12 protein-coding genes are annotated in these 18,437 nt (G+C 34.7%); 4 read left to right on the top strand and 8 right to left on the bottom strand.

Annotated features, from left to right (window positions below; translation table 11 throughout):
- Positions 1 to 8: 8 nt before the first annotated feature.
- The 7 genes from AC6CHK_RS09715 to AC6CHK_RS09745 all read right to left on the bottom strand — a co-directional run bounded on the left by AC6CHK_RS09715 (position 9) and on the right by AC6CHK_RS09745 (position 11,777).
- Positions 9 to 1,415 carry an MFS transporter gene (locus AC6CHK_RS09715; RefSeq protein WP_498095563.1) on the bottom strand — a complete coding sequence of 469 codons (1,407 nt, stop codon included), beginning with the start codon at positions 1,413 to 1,415 and terminating at the stop codon, positions 9 to 11.
- Positions 1,415 to 1,930 (bottom strand): nuclear transport factor 2 family protein, encoded by a 516-nt coding sequence (locus AC6CHK_RS09720; protein WP_498095565.1) that lies wholly within the window; start codon positions 1,928 to 1,930, stop codon positions 1,415 to 1,417. Before AC6CHK_RS09720 ends, AC6CHK_RS09715 begins: the two co-directional genes overlap by 1 nt.
- Before the next feature lie 59 nt (positions 1,931 to 1,989).
- Entirely contained in the window at positions 1,990 to 3,843 is a 1,854-nt protein-coding gene (locus AC6CHK_RS09725; protein ID WP_498095567.1) for a glycoside hydrolase family 13 protein, read from the bottom strand.
- 245 nt (positions 3,844 to 4,088) lie between these two features.
- Positions 4,089 to 6,242 carry a glycoside hydrolase family 97 protein gene (locus AC6CHK_RS09730; protein ID WP_498095569.1) on the bottom strand — a complete coding sequence of 718 codons (2,154 nt, stop codon included), beginning with the start codon at positions 6,240 to 6,242 and terminating at the stop codon, positions 4,089 to 4,091.
- Between the two features lie 82 nt (positions 6,243 to 6,324).
- Positions 6,325 to 7,431: a SusE domain-containing protein gene (locus tag AC6CHK_RS09735; protein WP_498095571.1), complete on the bottom strand. Its 1,107-nt coding sequence runs from the start codon at positions 7,429 to 7,431 to the stop codon at positions 6,325 to 6,327.
- 17 nt (positions 7,432 to 7,448) lie between these two features.
- Positions 7,449 to 9,041, bottom strand: a complete 1,593-nt coding sequence (locus AC6CHK_RS09740; protein ID WP_498095573.1) for a RagB/SusD family nutrient uptake outer membrane protein — start codon at positions 9,039 to 9,041, stop codon at positions 7,449 to 7,451.
- Between the two features lie 12 nt (positions 9,042 to 9,053).
- Positions 9,054 to 11,777, bottom strand: a complete 2,724-nt coding sequence (locus AC6CHK_RS09745; protein ID WP_498095574.1) for a SusC/RagA family TonB-linked outer membrane protein — start codon at positions 11,775 to 11,777, stop codon at positions 9,054 to 9,056.
- A 314-nt stretch (positions 11,778 to 12,091) separates the two neighbouring features.
- Here AC6CHK_RS09745 and metG point away from each other — a divergent pair, with 314 nt between their 5' ends.
- Positions 12,092 to 14,125 carry a methionine--tRNA ligase gene (gene metG / locus AC6CHK_RS09750; protein WP_498095576.1) on the top strand — a complete coding sequence of 678 codons (2,034 nt, stop codon included), beginning with the start codon at positions 12,092 to 12,094 and terminating at the stop codon, positions 14,123 to 14,125.
- 57 nt (positions 14,126 to 14,182) lie between these two features.
- Complete coding sequence (locus tag AC6CHK_RS09755) at positions 14,183 to 14,836, top strand: hypothetical protein (protein ID WP_498095578.1); 654 nt, start codon at positions 14,183 to 14,185, stop codon at positions 14,834 to 14,836.
- A 172-nt stretch (positions 14,837 to 15,008) separates the two neighbouring features.
- On the opposite strand, the gene AC6CHK_RS09760 is transcribed toward AC6CHK_RS09755, so the two are convergent.
- Positions 15,009 to 15,713: a class I SAM-dependent methyltransferase gene (locus tag AC6CHK_RS09760; RefSeq protein WP_498095580.1), complete on the bottom strand. Its 705-nt coding sequence runs from the start codon at positions 15,711 to 15,713 to the stop codon at positions 15,009 to 15,011.
- A gap of 185 nt (positions 15,714 to 15,898) precedes the next feature.
- Between AC6CHK_RS09760 and AC6CHK_RS09765 the strand changes: the two genes are divergently transcribed.
- Together AC6CHK_RS09765 and AC6CHK_RS09770 are read left to right on the top strand one after the other, a co-directional pair.
- Positions 15,899 to 16,930: a serine hydrolase domain-containing protein gene (locus AC6CHK_RS09765; protein ID WP_498095582.1), complete on the top strand. Its 1,032-nt coding sequence runs from the start codon at positions 15,899 to 15,901 to the stop codon at positions 16,928 to 16,930.
- A gap of 138 nt (positions 16,931 to 17,068) precedes the next feature.
- Entirely contained in the window at positions 17,069 to 18,211 is a 1,143-nt protein-coding gene (locus AC6CHK_RS09770; protein ID WP_498095584.1) for a vWA domain-containing protein, read from the top strand.
- Positions 18,212 to 18,437: the final 226 nt, after the last annotated feature.

Genomic DNA, 18,437 nt, shown 5'->3' on the forward strand with positions numbered 1-18,437 from the left:
ATTTCATTTTAAAAATGTACTTGCTGAATTTCTTCTTCTATTTCTTCGGGAGTTTCGTTATCATTGGTCTTTATTAAAATCATTGTCAGAAAAGCAGCTAAAAGCATAGAAATTCCTCCGACAACGACATAATCCATCGCATAATTTTCAAAAGCTCCTTTCACGATCGGCCCTCCAAAAAGTCCGTTGATAATTTGTGGAATTACAATAAAGAAATTGAAAATCCCCATGAAAATCCCCATTTTATTTTGCGGAATAGCATCAATCAACATCGCATAAGGCATTGCCAAAATACTTGCCCAAGCAAAACCTAGTCCGACCATTGAAATCCAAAGGTGATTGGTATCTTTAATAAAATACATCGAAATCAATCCCAATCCGCCACAAAGAAGAGCCAAGGCGTGAGTCTGTTTTTTACCAATCAATTTAGCAATTGGTGTTAACAAAAATGCAAAAGGAATTGCCCAAAGATTATACATTCCAAATAATTTTCCTGTCAAATCTCCTGCTTTATTGAAATCAACTGAATGCGTATCGTCCGGAGAAAGGCCGAAATGATGAGTCGCCAAAGCACTTGTTGTAAAAACCCACATCGTAAATAATGAAAACCATGAAAAGAATTGTACCAATCCTAATTTTTTCATTAGTAGAGGAATTTTAGCAAAATCATTGAAAATATCGCTGAATTTTGAAGGTTTTTCAACTATTTCTTTTCCACCCTCAAATTCTGCAAACTCTTTTGGTGAATATTCTTTTGTAGTGAAAATCGTGTAAAGAATGGTCAGCAATAAAATCCCCGCTCCGCAATAAAAAGCATATATCACATTATCTGCAACAAATCCGGCAGGAGCAACATTGGAAACGCCTAATTTCGTTAACCAATCCGGTAAATAAGAACCAATAACCGCTCCGATTCCGATTAAAATAGTCTGAACAGAGAAACCAATCGTTCCCTGATGTTTTGGCAACATATCTCCCACCAAAGCCCGGAAAGGTTCCATTGCAACATTGATTGAAGCATCCATCATCGCAAGAAAAATCACTGCCAACAATAAAACATTTGCAGCCATCAATTGTGTTGCGGAAGCAGCATTTGGAAGCAAAACCAAGCCAATCGCACATAAAACCGCTCCGATCAAAAAGTAGGGCTTTCTTCTTCCGAGCGGGCTCCATGTATTGTCGCCCATGTGACCGATAATCGGCTGAACGATCAATCCTGTGACCGGCGCAACCAACCAGAACCAGGACAATTCGTGAACGTCTGCACCGAAATTGGCCAAAATTCTGCTCGCATTTCCGTTTTGTAATCCAAAAGCCATCTGAATTCCCAAGAAACCCATACTCATATTAATGATTTGAGACATAGAAAGATTGGGCTTTTTCTTTCTTGAAAGTGAACTATGCGGTGGCTCCATTATTTTATTTTTAATTTTTGGATTAATTTGTCTTCAATTTCTGTCTTTTCATCAACTACTTTATCTACAATTTCATTAGGCACAGTCATTGAAAGCACATATTGCTTCACTTTCCATTCTCCGTTGATCTTTTCCACAACTCCTGAGCCGCGACAGATTTTCATTTGGGTATCCAATAATTCATCAAACCAAGCCAGTTTTCCGTCTTTACTGAAATAAATATTTCTTTTCAGAGATGTAAAATTCCAGGTTTGCTTTTTATCAAAATAAGGTTTTGCCCAAACCATGAATTCTTTTTTATTCCAAACTTCTGTAGCGTCCGTTCCGATAAAAGTAGATTCGTCAGCGAAATAATTGAAATAACCGGCATAATCAGATTTTGCTGCGGCAATATTGAAGTCGTCAAGCATTTTGCCGATTTCTATTTTCTCTTTTTCAAATTTTGACTGAGCCGAAAATGTTGTAAAACTTGATACAAAAAGTATTAAGGCAAAAAATATGGTAGTTTTTTTCATAATTAATTATTATAAAATTAAACAGTTTTTTGAAGTCTGCTTGGTTTAATGTTCAAAATTTATTTCTTCAGTTCAATGATCACCGAAGCTTTCGCCGGAATTGTTAATGAATTTTGCAATGAAAATTCTTTATCAGAAATCACATCCTTTCCTTTTGAAAATCCGTTCAGAGATTCTGCAAAACGTTTTAAATCCAAATTTTCATCCTTTTCATTATTATTCAGAACAATCATTACAGATTCTTTTTCGTTATATCTAAAATACACAAAAACATTATTCTGGGGAACGAAATTTTTAGTTTTTCCTGTATGAATCACTTCTTTTCCTTTTCTCCAGTTTAATACTTTTTGGGTGAACTGATAAAATTCTTTTTGTTCATGAGTTTGAGTTGAAGGATTCAGTGCATTTTGTTTGTCAGATTTCCAGCCTCCCGGAAAATCTCTTCGGATATCTGCGTCACCACCTTTATTTTTATCGCCACGCATTCCGACTTCTGAACCGTAATAAATTTGCGGAATTCCACGAACGGTTGAGATCAATGTTAAAGCTAATTTATAGGCTTTGGGATCATCATTAAAAATTTCGTTCCATCTTTCTGTGTCGTGATTTTCAAAAAAAACCATTACATTATTGATGTCCGGATAAAGAAAATCGCTGGTAAAGCTGTTATAAATGCGGTTCATTCCGGTATCCCAACCTTCTTTTTCCTTTAAAGCTTTCGGCATTTCAGAATACAGTGTAAAATCCATTACCGACGGTAAATTGGAGTTGTAATTGGCTGCTTCACCTATTTTTGAATCTTTTTGCCAAGCAGATATATGCGCAGATGTGTACAGCCAGGCTTCTCCTACAATATTGAATTTCGGATATTCATCGGTGATCGCTTTTGCCCATTTTGCCATCGCTTCTTTATCGTTGTAAGGATATGTATCAACACGGAAACCTCCCAATTCTGCATATTCAATCCACCAAATTGCATTTTGGGTTAAATATTTTAAAACCAAGGGATTTTTTTGATTAATATCGGGCATTGTCGTATCAAACCATCCATCCAAAGCCAATTTTTTATCAATTTCAGAGGCATTTGTATCAAATTGGGCTGTCGTTTTGTAATTGGAACGTTTGAAACCGTTTTCACCATCGCTGAACCAATGAATCCAGTCTTTTGTAGGCAAATCTTTGATCATCCAATGTGAAATCCCCCAATGATTGGTGACGTAATCCATCACGAGTTTCATGTTTCTTTTGTTCAGTTTTTGGGAAAGTTCACGATATTCTTCGTTGGTTCCGTACCGTTCGTCAATTTTGTATAAATCGGTTTGGGCATAGCCGTGATACGAATACACTTTTTCGTTATCTTCATTCACGGGCGTTAACCAAACTGCGGTTGCTCCCAAATTTTGAATATAATCAAGATTGTTGATGATTCCACGCAAATCTCCTCCGTGGCGGCCGTTTGGTAAAGTTCGGTTTGATTTTTCTATTAAATTCGGACTTGAATCATTCTTTTCGTCACCGTTTGCAAAACGATCGGGCATGATCAAGTACATCACATCTTTTGACGTAAAAGATTCTCTGTTTGCGGAATTTGGATTTCTTTGCTTTAGTTCGTAAGTATAAGAATCAATATTCTTTTTACCGTTTTTAATATTTATTTTAAACTTTAGAACGTTGATTTCGTTGGTATTAACTGTTACAAAAACATAATTTGGATTTTCAACTTTCTGAATCTCTTTTACCTGAATTCCGTCTGAAAGTTCAATTTCATTTTTGGCAATATTTTTTCCGTAAACTAATATCTGAAGTTCGGGGTTTTTCATTCCTTTCCACCAAAAAGCAGGTTCTACTTTCTGAATTTGTGAAAAAGCTATTGAAGCCGCCGAAAGTGCGAAAATGGTGTATAATTTTTTCATTTCTAAGTTTTAAAAAACTTTGTCAGATCAAAGCTCGAACTTGGGCTACGTCGAATCTTTTTATTAACAAAGTTGATTGTATACAGTTTTCTTAGCCCCGATAGAAGCGGTTACCCCACAGTGAAGCCGCGAAGTGAAACGGAGCGGCGAAACGAGGAGTATTAGCGAATAGCGGGAAATAGCTCCTAAAAAATTAAAAAACTTTGTCAAAGATCGAAAACTTTGACAAAGTTGATTGTATATAATTACAGAGGCTTAATTGAAATGGCAAATCCTCCACTTCTTGCCATTTTGAAATTGATTTTAGACTTGCTTGTAATCTGTTTTTTGTAAATATGATAGCTTTGCGGATTGTTGATGTAATCTGCATCTTTTCCATCTTCATAAATGGTCGCTTCATACTTTTTACCTTTATCCAGGAAAGAAAAATCTACGGTGTACTCACGCTTGTTTTCATCGGTAATTCCGCCCACAAACCAGTTTTCTGTACCTTTTGCTTTTCTTGCCGTGATTACATAATCTCCAGGCTCAGCCGACAAGATTTTTGTATCATCCCAATCTGCCGCCACATCTTTGATAAACTGAAAAGCATCCATGTGTTTTTTGTAGTTTTCCGGCAAATCCGCAGCCATCTGAAGCGGCATATACATCGTCACATAAAGCGCCAATTGCTTTGCTAAAGTGGTTTTCACAAATCGAGTATCTCCAGGGAAGTAATAATCAAGTTTTGTCTGGAAAATTCCCGGCGTATAATCCATCGAGCCTCCCATCCATCGTGTAAACGGAAGAATCGTCTGATGATCCGGATTGTTTCCTCCAAAAGCTTCGTATTCTGTTCCGCGAGCTGCTTCAGCAGAAATCCAGTTCGGATACGTACGGCTTTCTCCCGTTGGACGCACGGATTCATGAGAGTTAATCATGATTTTATATTCGTTCGCTTTTTCGGCAATTCTGTAATAATGATTAACCGTCCATTGAGAATAATGATGTTCACCTCTTGGAATAATGTCGCCAACATAACCAGTTTTTACCGCATCGTAACCATATTTATTCATTAATTTGAAAGCTTTATCTGCCCATCTTTCATAATTCGTTGCCGAACCTGAAGTTTCGTGATGCATGATTAGCTTAATTCCTTTAGAATGTGCATATTCATTCAACATTTTAATGTCAAAATCCGGATAAGGCGTGATAAAATCAAAAACATATTCTTTTGAATGACCAAACCAATCTTCCCAACCGATATTCCAGCCTTCAATCAATAATCCTTGAAAACCGTTTTCAGCAGCAAAGTCGATATATTCTTTAACTTTTGTGTTGTTGGCTGCGTGTTTTCCGTTTGGAGTTAATTTTGAAAAATCTGTTTTATCTAAATGAACATTTGTTTCGGTAGAATAAGCCCATTGAGACTTTCCAATAATCATTTCCCACCAAACTCCCATATATTTTGTCGGATGGATGTATGATGTGTCGGTATATTTTGTCGGTTCGTTAAGATTAAAAATCATTTTCGAATCCATCACTTCCTCTGCTTTTGGCGAAACAATAATCGTTCTCCAAGGCGTTGTTGAAGCTGTTTGAATATATCCTTTTGCGCCTTGTCGGTCGGCAGTAAGATGTGTTTTAAATTTAAAATTCTGAGCATCAACTTCTAAATGTGAAGCAGGATAATCTAAAACCGCAGCTTCTGCAACATTGATATATAAAGGATTCTTCCCTTCTTTTTTTAACATCAAAGGCGACTGAACCGCATTTTTAACTAATGTTTGTGAAGCATTGGCATCGTAAGCCTTGCCCCATCTTCCCGGAATTTCAGAGATTTTTGTTTCCTGATATTGGTATTCCTGAGAATCGTAATCTGCAACCATCCACCAAGCTTTCATGTCTGTCGGGAAATCGATTTCAGAATCTTCTTCTCTGATCACAAAATAATTCAGATTTTTCTGTTGCGGAAATTCATACCTGAATCCCAAACCATCATTAAACAATCTGAATTTTACAATAATATTTCTATCCGTAGAAGCCTGATTCAGCGTTACCGCCAACTCATTGTAATGATTGATATAATTTTTCTTTTCGCCAAGAACAGGCTGCCAGGTTTCATTTTTAGAATCTCTTTTTTCGTCTGTTTTTGTAAAACCATTGTTCAAATCAAACTTTGCATCTTCAGGTTTTGCAATTTCGGAGGCGAATTTTATAGAAGTATCTTTAAATAACCTCAACCCCAATTTGGAATCTTCAACGACTACATTTCCATTATATTTAAGGTTGTAATAAGGTATTCCATCTTTCAGCTGGAAGTTCATTTCAAACTTTCCGTCCGGTGATTTCAAAGATTGTGCATTCACACCTGCAAACATCATAGAGAGCAAAAGTGCCCCGATTGTCATTTTCTTCATATTGATTATTATAAACTTTAAAAATAAAAAAACTGCTGCCGAAAAGCAACAGTTTGCTATGTAAATTCAGATTAATTTAATATTATAATGGCTGTATTTTATATATTCCCAATTTTATATCAACAGAAATCTTATAACTTCCTCCAGTTCCATCAAATTTAATATTTCCATTACTGCCTTTTGGTCCAAGATATCCTGCATTTCCGTCACCTTCAATATTTCCCCAATCCAAATCGCCCCAACTTTGCTGACCTAAAAACTTAAATTCAGATGCAGCTGGTAAAATAATAGTATGTTCAAACTTTCCATTTCCTAGATTCGTCATTGGTATTGCAGCAGCTGAATTCCATCCATTAATTGTTCCGACTAAATATAAATTAGCCGGATTCCATGTAGCAACCGGAGAAGCAGAAACGTTGATTGTTTTTTGAGTAGCTTCAGCATCAATGAAAATTTTGTACATTCCTGAAACGCCATTAAACTGAATATTTTCCGGAGTTGATGGAGCCAAATTTGTAGACCATGTCTTGAAATATCTGTTTCCGGCATTCATTCCTGCAACATCTAAACTGTAATTTAATCCATCCCAAGCCTGCTGTCCTAAAAATCTAAATGATTTACCATTTTCCAAATATGTATATATGGTCGAGAAATTATCTTTCTTATATAACATTTGAGCCGTTCCTGCATTCCAGCCTACCGCAGAGGCATCTCCTACAATGTAAAAAGATGGAAATTCTGTGAGATATGGAGTTACGGTCATTGCAACAGTATTAGAATATAATATTACATTTCCAACTGAAGATTTCATTCTTACTTCAATCTGTGTAGCAACACCCGGAATAAAGCCGGCATCTAGCATGATCTTGTTAAAATCCGCAACATTATAAGTTACCGACAGATTTTTTGCTGTAATATCAGCCGACTTTGAATCTTGAAAATTTGTTCCTGCTTTAGCAAATTCTAAAGAATTATTCAAAGCTACCTGACTATCAAAAACAGGGTTTTTCCAGTCAAATTTTACAGCTTTATCAGCTTCATTATCTTTTAATAAAACCACTGTCGTAGCATCTGCTGATAAAGAAGGTTTTGTTCCTTCTCCCAATATTGCCTGATCTTCATCTTTTTCACATGAAATAACACAAAGTCCTATAAAAGCTATTGTTAATATTTTAAATAAATGTTTCATTTTAATCGTGTTTTTTGTTAATATCCTGGATTTTGGGTTAAATTAGGATTTGCATTTAGATCACTTGCTGGAATAGGATATAATTTTCTAAAATCCTCAACAGCTTTACCATCCTTTACACCTCCTTTGAATGGCCATAAATAATTTCCGGATGTAAATCTATTAAATCTTATAAGGTCGGTTCTTCTAACTGCTTCCCAAGATAATTCCCGAGCTCTTTCATCCAGTATAAAATCTAAATTAATAGATGTTACATTCCCCGAAGTATTACCATAAGCTCTTTGTCTTAATAAATTGATATACTGGATTGCAGTTGCATTGCTACCGCCGCCGCCGCGTAATACCGCTTCTGCATATATTAAATATGCTTCTGCTAGTCTGAACATCGGGAAATCTGTATCAACAAAATCTCCTGCCGTATCCGAACCTGGTTGACCGTTTCTTTTTAGGTTTTTAAACTTTATTATTGGGTAACCATCTGTGAAAGTCGCCACGTTATTAATTTCTAAATTCTGTCCATCAGTATGGAAATTCCCTCTTTTATCAATAGAACCATCAGTTGCAGGGAATAACATTGCAATATTTTTAGTACTTCTTAAACCTCCCCAGCCACTATTGATTCCAAAGTTAGCAGGATTCATAGATCCTCCCGTACCTGCGTGGATAATATAAGTAGTTCCACCAAATGTTCTTGTGTGTGTACCATCATAATTTACGGAGAAAATTGTCTCATTATTATCTAAATTATTATCTGCTAAAAATAATTCTCCATAATTTGCTTTTAAAGAATATCCTCCATTGATGACTTTTTCAGCATAAATTCTTGCATCAGAATATCTTGGCTGACCAGTATAAACTTCTGCATTTAGATATAGCTTTGCCAGTAGCATCCAAACTGCTGCTTTATCTGCACGGCCATACTCATTTGTTTTTGGATCTTTCAGTAATCCTTCTAAGTCCTTTAATTCTGCTTCCACATAATTAAAAAGTCCTTGCCTGTCAATCCTTTGAGGCGGAGTTGTGCCTACTTCGTCAGCCTCTGTAGCAAAAGGACCATTACCAAAAAGATCTATTGCATGGGAATAACTAAGCGCTCTCATAAAACGAGCTTCATTTCTAAACATTTTCGCTTCCTCAGCATTAGTACCCGCAATATTTCTAGATGCTAATTTTTCATCTGTTGTTTCTCTGATAAATTCATTTGCAAGCCCAACCTGATAATAAATTCTGTAATAAAGTGCAGCAATAAATTCATTACTAGCAGACCAAGTCATACTATGAAGATCTGGTAGCGATCCGTCTCCCCAAGCAATTACCGCTTCATCAGTTGGTAACTCCTGTAATTGAAAGTATTGTCTGATATAATTTGATGTACCACCATCAATACCACTAATATCAGGATCACCATCACCTCCATTTTGGCCACTCATAGCCAACCCGGAATATATTTTAGCCAAAACACCTTTGTAATTGTTAAAATCCGCATATACAGAAGCTGAAGTAACTTCTGTTTGTGGCAACCTATCCAGATCGTTCTCACATGATGTAAGAAATAATACTGCTGTAAGACTTGCAGCAAATATTGTTTTATTGATATATTTAAATGTCATGATTTCTTTTAATTAAAATTGAAAATTAAAGCCTAATGAATAAACTCTTGGTCTTTGATATAAATTATTATCTATACCATTGAAAACTTCAGGATCTAAACCACTATATTTAGTTATAATAAATGCATTTTGAACAGAGCCAAAAATTCTTAGTTTAGAATCTTTAATAAATTTTGGGAAATTATATCCAAGATTAATATTATCCATTCTTACAAATGATGCATTTTCAACATAGTAATCTGATAAAAGCTGCGTACGCTTAAATCCTGTATCTAAATAACTTGTATGAATGTTTTGTAAATAATTGTTAAGTCCAAATGCCTGCTCTGTACCATATTGAGACGCAACGTTATTATACACATAGTTACCAAAACTTGCTCTCATAGTAAATCCTAAATCCCAATTTTTATAATTAAATTTAGACGAAAAGCCCAATAATACGTCTGGTGCTGGAGACTTATATCTATATAAATCATCTGTATTTATAATCCCATCAGCATTTCTGTCTACATAAACACCTTCAATTGGTCTTCCGTTATTATCATAAACCTGCTGATAAACATAGAAAGAATTTGGCTGATATCCTTCAGTATGCACTTGAATAGTTGTTCCCGTTGCTCCTCCGATCGAATTTATTAGAAGCTGATTAGAATTTAGATTGGTTACCTCAGATCTAAAATGTGTTGCGTTAACATTAAATTCCCACTTAAAACTTTCGGTATCTACTGCCTTAACATTTACATTTGCTTCAATCCCTCTATTTCTCATATTCCCGACATTGGTAAGTAAGTAATTTGTAAGGTTTGATAAAGCTGGGACAGGAACAAAACTGATCAAATCTTTTGATTCTTTTTCGTAAACATCTAGAGTCCCACTAATTTTATCATTTAAAAAACCAAAGTCAAGACCTAAATTTTTTGTAGTTGTAGTCTCCCATTTAATATTTTTATCATATCCCTGTGCTCTTAAAGTATTGTAAAAAGTATCGCCCAATTGATACTGAGCTCCACTGTTTGATAATATATAGCGAGCTAAATAAGGATAATCATTATTGCTGATTTCCTGCTGTCCGGTTTCCCCCCATCCTGCTCTTAACTTTAATGTAGAAATAGTTTTAGAGTCTTTTAAAAAATTTTCCTGGTCAATTCTCCAAGCCAAAGCCACAGAAGGAAAATACCCCACTCTGTTATCTTTGCTGAATCTTGAAGAAGCATCTCTTCTTAAGGATGCAGTTAGTAAATATTTATTATTAAATGTATAATTTAATCTTCCAAAATACGATATAATGGTATTTTGAGTGAAGAAATCATTTCCTGTTTCAGGATCTAAAGTTCCATCACCTCTGTAAGTTGGAGCAAATGGCTCAGATCGCTGCCAATCTTGGTAAGAGTATCCTGCAGTAAGATCAATGGTGGACTTAATAGATTCAACAGTTTTCAGATAATTAAAATAAAAATCTAATAATTTATTCTTCTTCTCTTGAGAATACCTTCTATAAGTACCTCCATTATAATAAGCAATCGCAGCAGTAGGCAAAACAGTAGTATTTCCATTTGAATCACTGTAATCGTAGCCCAAATTCAAATTAGCTCTAAGGTCTGGCAAGAAATGAAATTTATAATCAAATTGCACATTTCCTAACAATCTTTTGACATAAGACAAATCACGTTTTTGGTTAAGCATAGATACCGGATTTTTTGTCCCGTTTGTATTGGGTTTACCTGTTTGCGGATCAAGCCACTCCCAATAACCGCCAAACTCTCCAAAAGATGAGTCATAAACAGACTGTGTAGGATCAAATACAACAGCAGAACCAATTGCACCATCATCTTTGAATCTGTTTTCAACGTAGGTTCCCTTCAAATTAAAGCTGACATCCAAATGCTTATTAAAAAATTTAGGATTTAAGTTTAATGATCCGGTAGTTCTTTCAATAGTATTTGTTCTAATAATACCTTCTTGATTCAAATAACCTAAAGATAAGCGATAAGGAAGTCCTTTAACACCTCCTGATAAAGCAACTGTATTATCTACACCGAGAGCAGTTTGATAAATTTGGTTTTGCCAATTTGTATCAGAGTTTCCTAATAAAGATTGATAAGGTGCAGTAGCTTTTTCTTTTACAACTTTACGGAAGTCATCTGCCGACAACATATCAATATTACCCATCTTTTTGTAAACTGATGTAGTAGTAGTGTAAGTTGCCCTAAATTTCCCAGAACTGCCTCTTTTTGTAGTAATAATTACAACACCATTTGATGCTCGGCTTCCATAAATTGCAGCAGCGGATGCATCTTTTAAAATACTGAAGCTTTCAATATCATTAGGATTTACTAGTGCTAAAGGATTTGCAGCTCCGCTAATACCATTAGTATCTACAGGAACACCATCAATTACAATTAAAGGATCATTTAAAGCATTAAGTGATGCTCCGCCACGAATTCTAATGGTTGATCCTGAACCAGGAGCACCTCCATTAGTAGTAATCTGGATGCCTGACGTTTTACCTTGTATAAGTTGCTCAGGAGAATTTATACTTCCCTCATTGAAATCTTTCGCTGAAATAGCAGTAATAGAACCTGTCAAATCAGTTTTCTTTTGCTTTCCATACCCAATCAGCACAACTTCTTCAATAGCTTTCTCTTTTGTTGTTGAGTCTTGTGTCTGCGCATGCATCATTGAACTAGCCAATAAAAATGCGGGCGCAATTTTTAATACCGTTGTAAAATTTTTCACAATATTGTTTTTATATAGTTTCGTTTATTAAGTAAATATTAACAGACTTGCAATTTATAAAAAAAATATAATTATCATAAAATTATACAAAATTTAACTTTATTTATGTAAATTAATACACTTAAATTATTTATCATATTAATAATGAGAAGCTTAGATTGAGTTATTCATTACATAACATTCATATAAGGTATCATTAAAATTAAACAATTGTTTAACAATTAAAATTTACATCACCATTTTGGAGAATTAAAACATTCAAATAAAGTCAACAATTTATTTTTTATCTTTGCAGACTTAAAACTATACTATAAATGTCAAACAGAAAGATGATTACGGCGGCTTTGCCTTATGCAAACGGACCGGTTCATATTGGGCATTTGGCGGGAGTTTATATTCCTGCAGATGTTTATGCAAGATTTCAGAGAAGATCGGGAAAAGATGTTGCTTTTATCTGTGGATCAGATGAGCACGGAATTCCTATCACCATAAGAGCTAAAAAAGAAGGAGTTACCCCACAGGATATTGTCGATAAATATCATGAAATCATCAAAAAATCTTTCGCAGATTTAGGAATTTCTTTTGATGAATATTCTAGAACAACATCGGATAATCACCGAGAAACAAGTCAGGATTTCTTTAAAGTGCTTTACGAAAAAGGAAAGTTCACAGAAGAAATGTCTGAACAGTATTTTGACGAACAGGCAAATGAATTTTTAGCAGATCGTTACATCGTTGGAACTTGCCCCAATTGTGGTAACGAAAATGCTTACGGAGATCAGTGTGAAAGATGTGGTTCTACCCTTTCGCCATCAGAATTGATCAATCCGAAATCAATGTTGAGCGGAAATATTCCAATTAAAAAAGAAACAAAAAACTGGTATTTACCTTTAAATGAATATGAAGATTTCTTAAATGAATGGATTATTGAAGGTCATAAAGACGACTGGAAACCTAATGTTTACGGACAGGTAAAATCCTGGTTAACAGATGGTTTAAAACCTCGTGCAATGACCAGAGATCTGAACTGGGGTGTTCCAGTTCCTCTTCCAAATGCAGAAGGAAAAGTACTTTATGTTTGGTTTGATGCACCAATCGGATATATTTCTTTCACCAAAGAATGGGCAGCGAAAAACGGAAAAGACTGGAAAGATTACTGGCAAAGTGAAGAATCTGATTTGGTTCATTTTATCGGAAAAGACAATATTGTGTTCCACTGTATTATTTTCCCTGCGATGATGAAGGCTCACGGAGATTTCAAAATGCCGAAAAATGTTCCCGCTTTCGAATTTTTAAATCTTGAAAACGATAAAATTTCAACTTCAAGAAACTGGGCGGTTTGGGCACACGAATATGTAGAAGAATTCCCTGGACAGCAGGATGTGTTGAGATACGCTCTTCTTTCATCTGCTCCGGAAACAAAGGATAATAATTTTACATGGAAAGATTTTCAGACGAAAAATAATTCGGAATTAGTTGGAATTTTCGGAAACTTTATCAACCGAGTTGCGGTTTTAATTCATAAATATTATGATGGAATTGTTCCAGCAGGTGATGTAAATACCCCTGAATTACAGGAAATCAATAAATCAGCGAAAGAAATTTCAGGATTCTTAGAAAATTATGAATTCAGAAATTCTCTGACGGCTTTAATGAATTTGGCTCGTTTTGGAAATCAATATCTTCAGGCTGAAGAACCTTGGAAAACCATTAAAGACAATCCCGAAAAAGCGGCACAATCTCTATTTGTTGGAGCGCAGATTGCAGTTGGTTTAGCGCAGTTGTGTGAGCCGTTTATGCCTTTCAGTTCAGAGAAATTATTGAATATGTTTAATGTTCAAAAATTAAGCTGGAATGATGTTGAAACAAAATCTGTTTTAATTGAAACAGGGCATCAGATCAACGAATCATCTCTTCTTTTCTCAAAAATTGAAGATGATGTGATTGATTTTCAAATACAAAAATTAGAAAACACAAAACAAAGCAATAAAAAAACAAACCCTAACGCCAACCCAATGAAAGACGAAATACAGTTTGATGATTTTACAAAAATCGACTTAAGAACAGCAACAATTTTAACTGCTGAAAAAGTAGAAAAAGCAGATAAATTGTTAAAATTGACAGTTGATACAGGTGTTGACGTGAGAACTGTAGTTTCAGGAATTGCGGAAAGCTTTACTGCTGAAGAAGTAATCGGAAAACAAGTGATGATTTTATTAAATCTTGCTCAGAGAAAAATCAGAGGAATTGAATCTCAGGGAATGTTGTTGCTGACAACAAAAGCTGACGGAAAATTATCTTTTGTAACGCCGGATGAAACGGTAGAAAACGGTATTGAGATTGGATAATTTTTAAATCTTAAATATATCAATGGGCATTTTCTGATGCCCATTTTTTTCTGAATAATGGTCAAAAAAAATGTTTTAAGTAAACTTTCCAATAAGGAACTAGAAAATTATTTAAACCCCGAAAACCGCTTCGTTCCTGAAGCTGTTCAGATGGCGTTTGAAATCCTTGAAGAAAGGGGACGGGTTTTCACTGAAGCAGAAAAAATCAACATTCAGAATAGTATTCAACATAAAAAACAAACTGAAGCCACAAAAAAGCACGAAGAAACAGAAGACTGGAAAGATCATATGACGACTGATCCATCTGCTGTCAAACTCTATTCAAGAACATTGATTTTGGTTTCAAGCTTTTTTTTGGGAACATTTTTTGGAGCAGTTTTATTAAGTTTAAATTTTATTAAATTAAAAAAATACGTTCCCGCAACTTTCACTTTGCTGTTTGGAATTATCTATGTTCCATTACAATATTATGCTTACAATTTTTTAGTTGACAACCATTTGGTGACCGCATCGAGATATAGCTTAAAAAATTTACCAATTATTGCGGGCCCTTTGATTTTAATTCTAATTTGGGTAACTACAATGCCGAAAAGAATAGTCTACAGACCTCAATCTTTCCTATTCCCTATCATTTTTGCAGCTTTTATGTTGTTTCTGATTTTCAACAATTATTACGGGTTATTTTCAAACTACTTTTTAATGAGATTTTAGAGTAGAATTTCGTGAATAGTAGACCATCATTTAACTGACTTAAAACGAAGTTAAACTGAACTTTTCTTAAATCCTTAATGACCTTAATGGTTAAAAAAAGATTGTAACAGTAAATATTTAAGAACTTCAAATTTTTAGAGATTGCTTCGCTATGCTCGCAATGACAAGCGCTTCAATTTTTAGTCAGTCTTGCCAGATAAGAATCCTCATCCTGCAAAATCATTTCAATTTTAAAACCATTATTTACTGCCGCATTTTGTAGCGTATTAAAATCAAGATACAGCCATTTGATCGGGTCTTCAGACTCGTTTTTATAGTAAACCACATAATCTAGTTCTCCATAATATCCATTTGCCGGAATCAAAACACCTCCGTCATCATCAGTGTCGAACATATACAAAATATCCGTGCTGTCAATCAGGATTTGTCCGTTTTTATTTAATAAAGAATGAAGTTTTTGAAGGTAAACATCAATCACATTCAGACTTTGGAAAATTCCGGTTCCGTTCATTAACAGAAGAATCGTGTCGAAAGTTTCCTCCGAAAATTCAAGCATATTCTGAGCAACTGTTTTCTGAATTCCTCTCAATTGGCAAACTTCAATTGATTTTGGTGAAACATCTAAAGCGGTAACATCCAAATTTCTTTCATTTTGAAGATACAGCGAATGCGAACCCGCTCCTGCTCCAATGTCGAGAACTTTTCCTTGAGATAATTTCAAAGCTTTTTGTTCGATTTTGTTCATCTCTTCAAAATCTCTGAAAAGATATTCTACCGGAAGCTCATCGAGTTCGGAAATTGAAGTTTCAGTCTGCAAATCTTCAGGGTTTTCATTGTGAAAATAATCCCAGATTGCGCGTCCCATTAAGTCTTTCATGCTGAATTTTAATGGTGCAAAGATAGAGGTTTAAGCGAGAAATCCGCATGACAGAATTCTCCTAATTACAAAAAATTAAAAACTCATTCAATAAAATTTAATATAAAAACGTTTTAATTTTAAACATATATAAGGAACAATTTGTTTGTATATTTGAGGCTTAACAAAGGTCTCTACAATTATTTATGAATTACAATAAGCAAGTTTCATTCATTACAGCACTTTTCATTTTTCTAACTCATAATATTTTTGCCCAATTAAAAGAAATAAAGGAGATTGATTCACTTATAAAACATTCAAATTCAATTGGTATATTTAATGGTAATGTTCTTGTTTCAAAAAACAATAAAATCATTTATAGTGCATCATTTGGTTTTACTGATGCTTCTAAGAAAGAAAAACTAACTAAAGAATCTAAATTTCATTTAGGATCAATCACCAAAGAATTTAGTGCTGTAGCATTACTCCAATTAGAAGAAAAAGGTAAATTAAAATTATCAGATAACGTTTCTAAATTTATACCGGAACTTCCCAATTGGGCGAACGAAGTCACCATTAAAGATTTGCTACAATACACAAGCGGAATTCCAAACGTCAACTGGAAAAAAATTAAAAATGATCAGGATATTTTTGATGGATTAATGTCTGTTGAAAAATTGGATTTCAAACCCGGAACCGATTACGATTACAATAATAATAATCTTTTTTTAAGACAGTTTATCATTGAACGATTATCCGGAATTCCATTTAAAAATCATACTGAAAAGTTTATTTTCAAGCCTTTAGAAATGAATTCTTCAGTAATGACTCCTTTTGAGAATGAGAAAAATATCACCAAAGGTTTTAAAAATAATTTAACGCAAGATGCTGTAGAAATACCTATCATAGGTGGAACTTACACTACAACTTTCGATTTATTAAAATGGACAAACAGTCTTCATTCTAAAAAAATTGTAAACAAAAATTCGCTGTATGAGTTAGGAAAAAATTTTAATATTCCCGAAAGTCAATCGGCATTAGGAAACGCAAAATTTAAAAATAAAAAACTGATAGAACACATTCACGATGGTAGAGCCGGGAGCTTTGAGGCTATAATATTTTCAGATATAGAAAAAAAGATAACTATTATTTTGTTGAGTAATAATTACAATGGAAAAGTCGCTGAAATTTCAGAAAAAATCAATGCTATTTTACAAAGTGACAAAAGTAAGCGATAACTTATATGATTTCGATCAAAATTAAGATAAACTAATTCTCATTTACAAATCACCATCATCAACATTTTCTATTTTTTAAACCATTCTACTCCTGCAAAATTTTCCTAACTTGTCTTTTCTAAAAACGAGATTCATCTCATGACAGATAAACAATTTAATTTTCAACAGGGGTTTACATTTAGCAAACACGTTCCAGAAGAAATATCGCATTTCGACCGAGTTTTTGATGTGTTCAAAGACTTGCTGACCCACACTTCCGGCGATATTGAAGAAGCTTTTGAGTGGCTTGATATGCTCGATAAAGAATACGATATTTTTACCGACGAATATACGCTTGAAGATTTTGAAGAAGACCTCAGAAAGCGAGGTTACATTAAAAAAGAAGAAGATTCCGAAGATGGCAATACAGGAACCGGAAAAGGCAAAAATATTCTGACCGCCAAACTCGAAGCAGCTTTGCGCGAATATGCTTTAGACCAGATTTTCGGGAAGCTTAAAAAAAGTGGTATCGGAAATCACCGAACCAACAAATCCGGAGTCGGCGACGAACGTGATGGCGAAAACCGAAACTTCCAATACGGCGACGATTTATCGACGGTAAACATGACCGAAAGTCTGAAAAATGCCCAGATTAACAACGGAATTGCAGACCTCCGAATGACCGAAGACGACCTCATCGTGGAAGAAACCAAGCACAAAGCACAAATGAGTACAGTTTTAATGATCGACATCAGTCACTCAATGATTTTGTACGGCGAAGACCGTATCACTCCTGCCAAAAAAGTAGCAATGGCTTTGGTAGAACTCATTAAGCGAAAATATCCGAAAGATTCCATAGACATTATCGTTTTTGGAAACGAAGCATGGCCGATTAAGATAAAAGATTTACCTTATTTACAGGTTGGTCCGTATCACACGAACACGGTTGCTGGATTGGAATTAGCGATGGATATTCTCCGCAGAAAAAGAAATACCAACAAGCAGATTTTCATGATTACTGACGGAAAACCGAGCTGTCTGAAACTTCCAAATGGAGAATATTATATGAACAGTGTCGGGCTCGACCAAAGAATCGTAAGCGAATGTTTGAATAAAGCCGCTCAGGCAAGGAAACTTAAAATTCCAATCACCACATTTATGATCGCTCAGGATCCTTATCTGCGTCAGTTTGTGAATGCTTTTACTGCGCAAAATAAGGGAAAAGCTTTTCTGACCGGACTTTCAGGTTTGGGACAGATGATCTTTGAGGATTACGAGAAGAATAGGATAAAAAGAATTTAGTTATGTTCTTTTGTCTTGAAATCGAAAGATTCGACGTAGTCAAACAAAAGAGCCAATCCCGAAGCTTCGGGACAAGACTGGAAACTACTGCTAAAATTTTAAATAATTTCCTGAAATTTCCAAAACTCGCGCGATAGAAGATTTGACCTATGATTTAAAATTTTTGCACGCTCAAACAGTGGAAATTTCTTAACGGAAATTTTTTAAAATTTCTTAAAGCCTCCGC

It is taken from the genome of Chryseobacterium sp. GQ58 (assembly GCF_059758895.1).

Bases quoted from the DNA above. Each gene is read 5' to 3' on its own strand.
- AC6CHK_RS09715 (WP_498095563.1), bottom strand. From the start codon at position 1,415: ATGGAGCCACCGCATAGTTCACTTTCAAGAAAGAAAAAGCCCAATCTT.
- AC6CHK_RS09720 (WP_498095565.1), bottom strand. From the start codon at position 1,930: ATGAAAAAAACTACCATATTTTTTGCCTTAATACTTTTTGTATCAAGT.
- AC6CHK_RS09725 (WP_498095567.1), bottom strand. From the start codon at position 3,843: ATGAAAAAATTATACACCATTTTCGCACTTTCGGCGGCTTCAATAGCT.
- AC6CHK_RS09730 (WP_498095569.1), bottom strand. From the start codon at position 6,242: ATGAAGAAAATGACAATCGGGGCACTTTTGCTCTCTATGATGTTTGCA.
- AC6CHK_RS09735 (WP_498095571.1), bottom strand. From the start codon at position 7,431: ATGAAACATTTATTTAAAATATTAACAATAGCTTTTATAGGACTTTGT.
- AC6CHK_RS09740 (WP_498095573.1), bottom strand. From the start codon at position 9,041: ATGACATTTAAATATATCAATAAAACAATATTTGCTGCAAGTCTTACA.
- metG (WP_498095576.1), top strand. From the start codon at position 12,092: ATGTCAAACAGAAAGATGATTACGGCGGCTTTGCCTTATGCAAACGGA.
- AC6CHK_RS09755 (WP_498095578.1), top strand. From the start codon at position 14,183: ATGGTCAAAAAAAATGTTTTAAGTAAACTTTCCAATAAGGAACTAGAA.
- AC6CHK_RS09760 (WP_498095580.1), bottom strand. From the start codon at position 15,713: ATGAAAGACTTAATGGGACGCGCAATCTGGGATTATTTTCACAATGAA.
- AC6CHK_RS09765 (WP_498095582.1), top strand. From the start codon at position 15,899: ATGAATTACAATAAGCAAGTTTCATTCATTACAGCACTTTTCATTTTT.
- AC6CHK_RS09770 (WP_498095584.1), top strand. From the start codon at position 17,069: ATGACAGATAAACAATTTAATTTTCAACAGGGGTTTACATTTAGCAAA.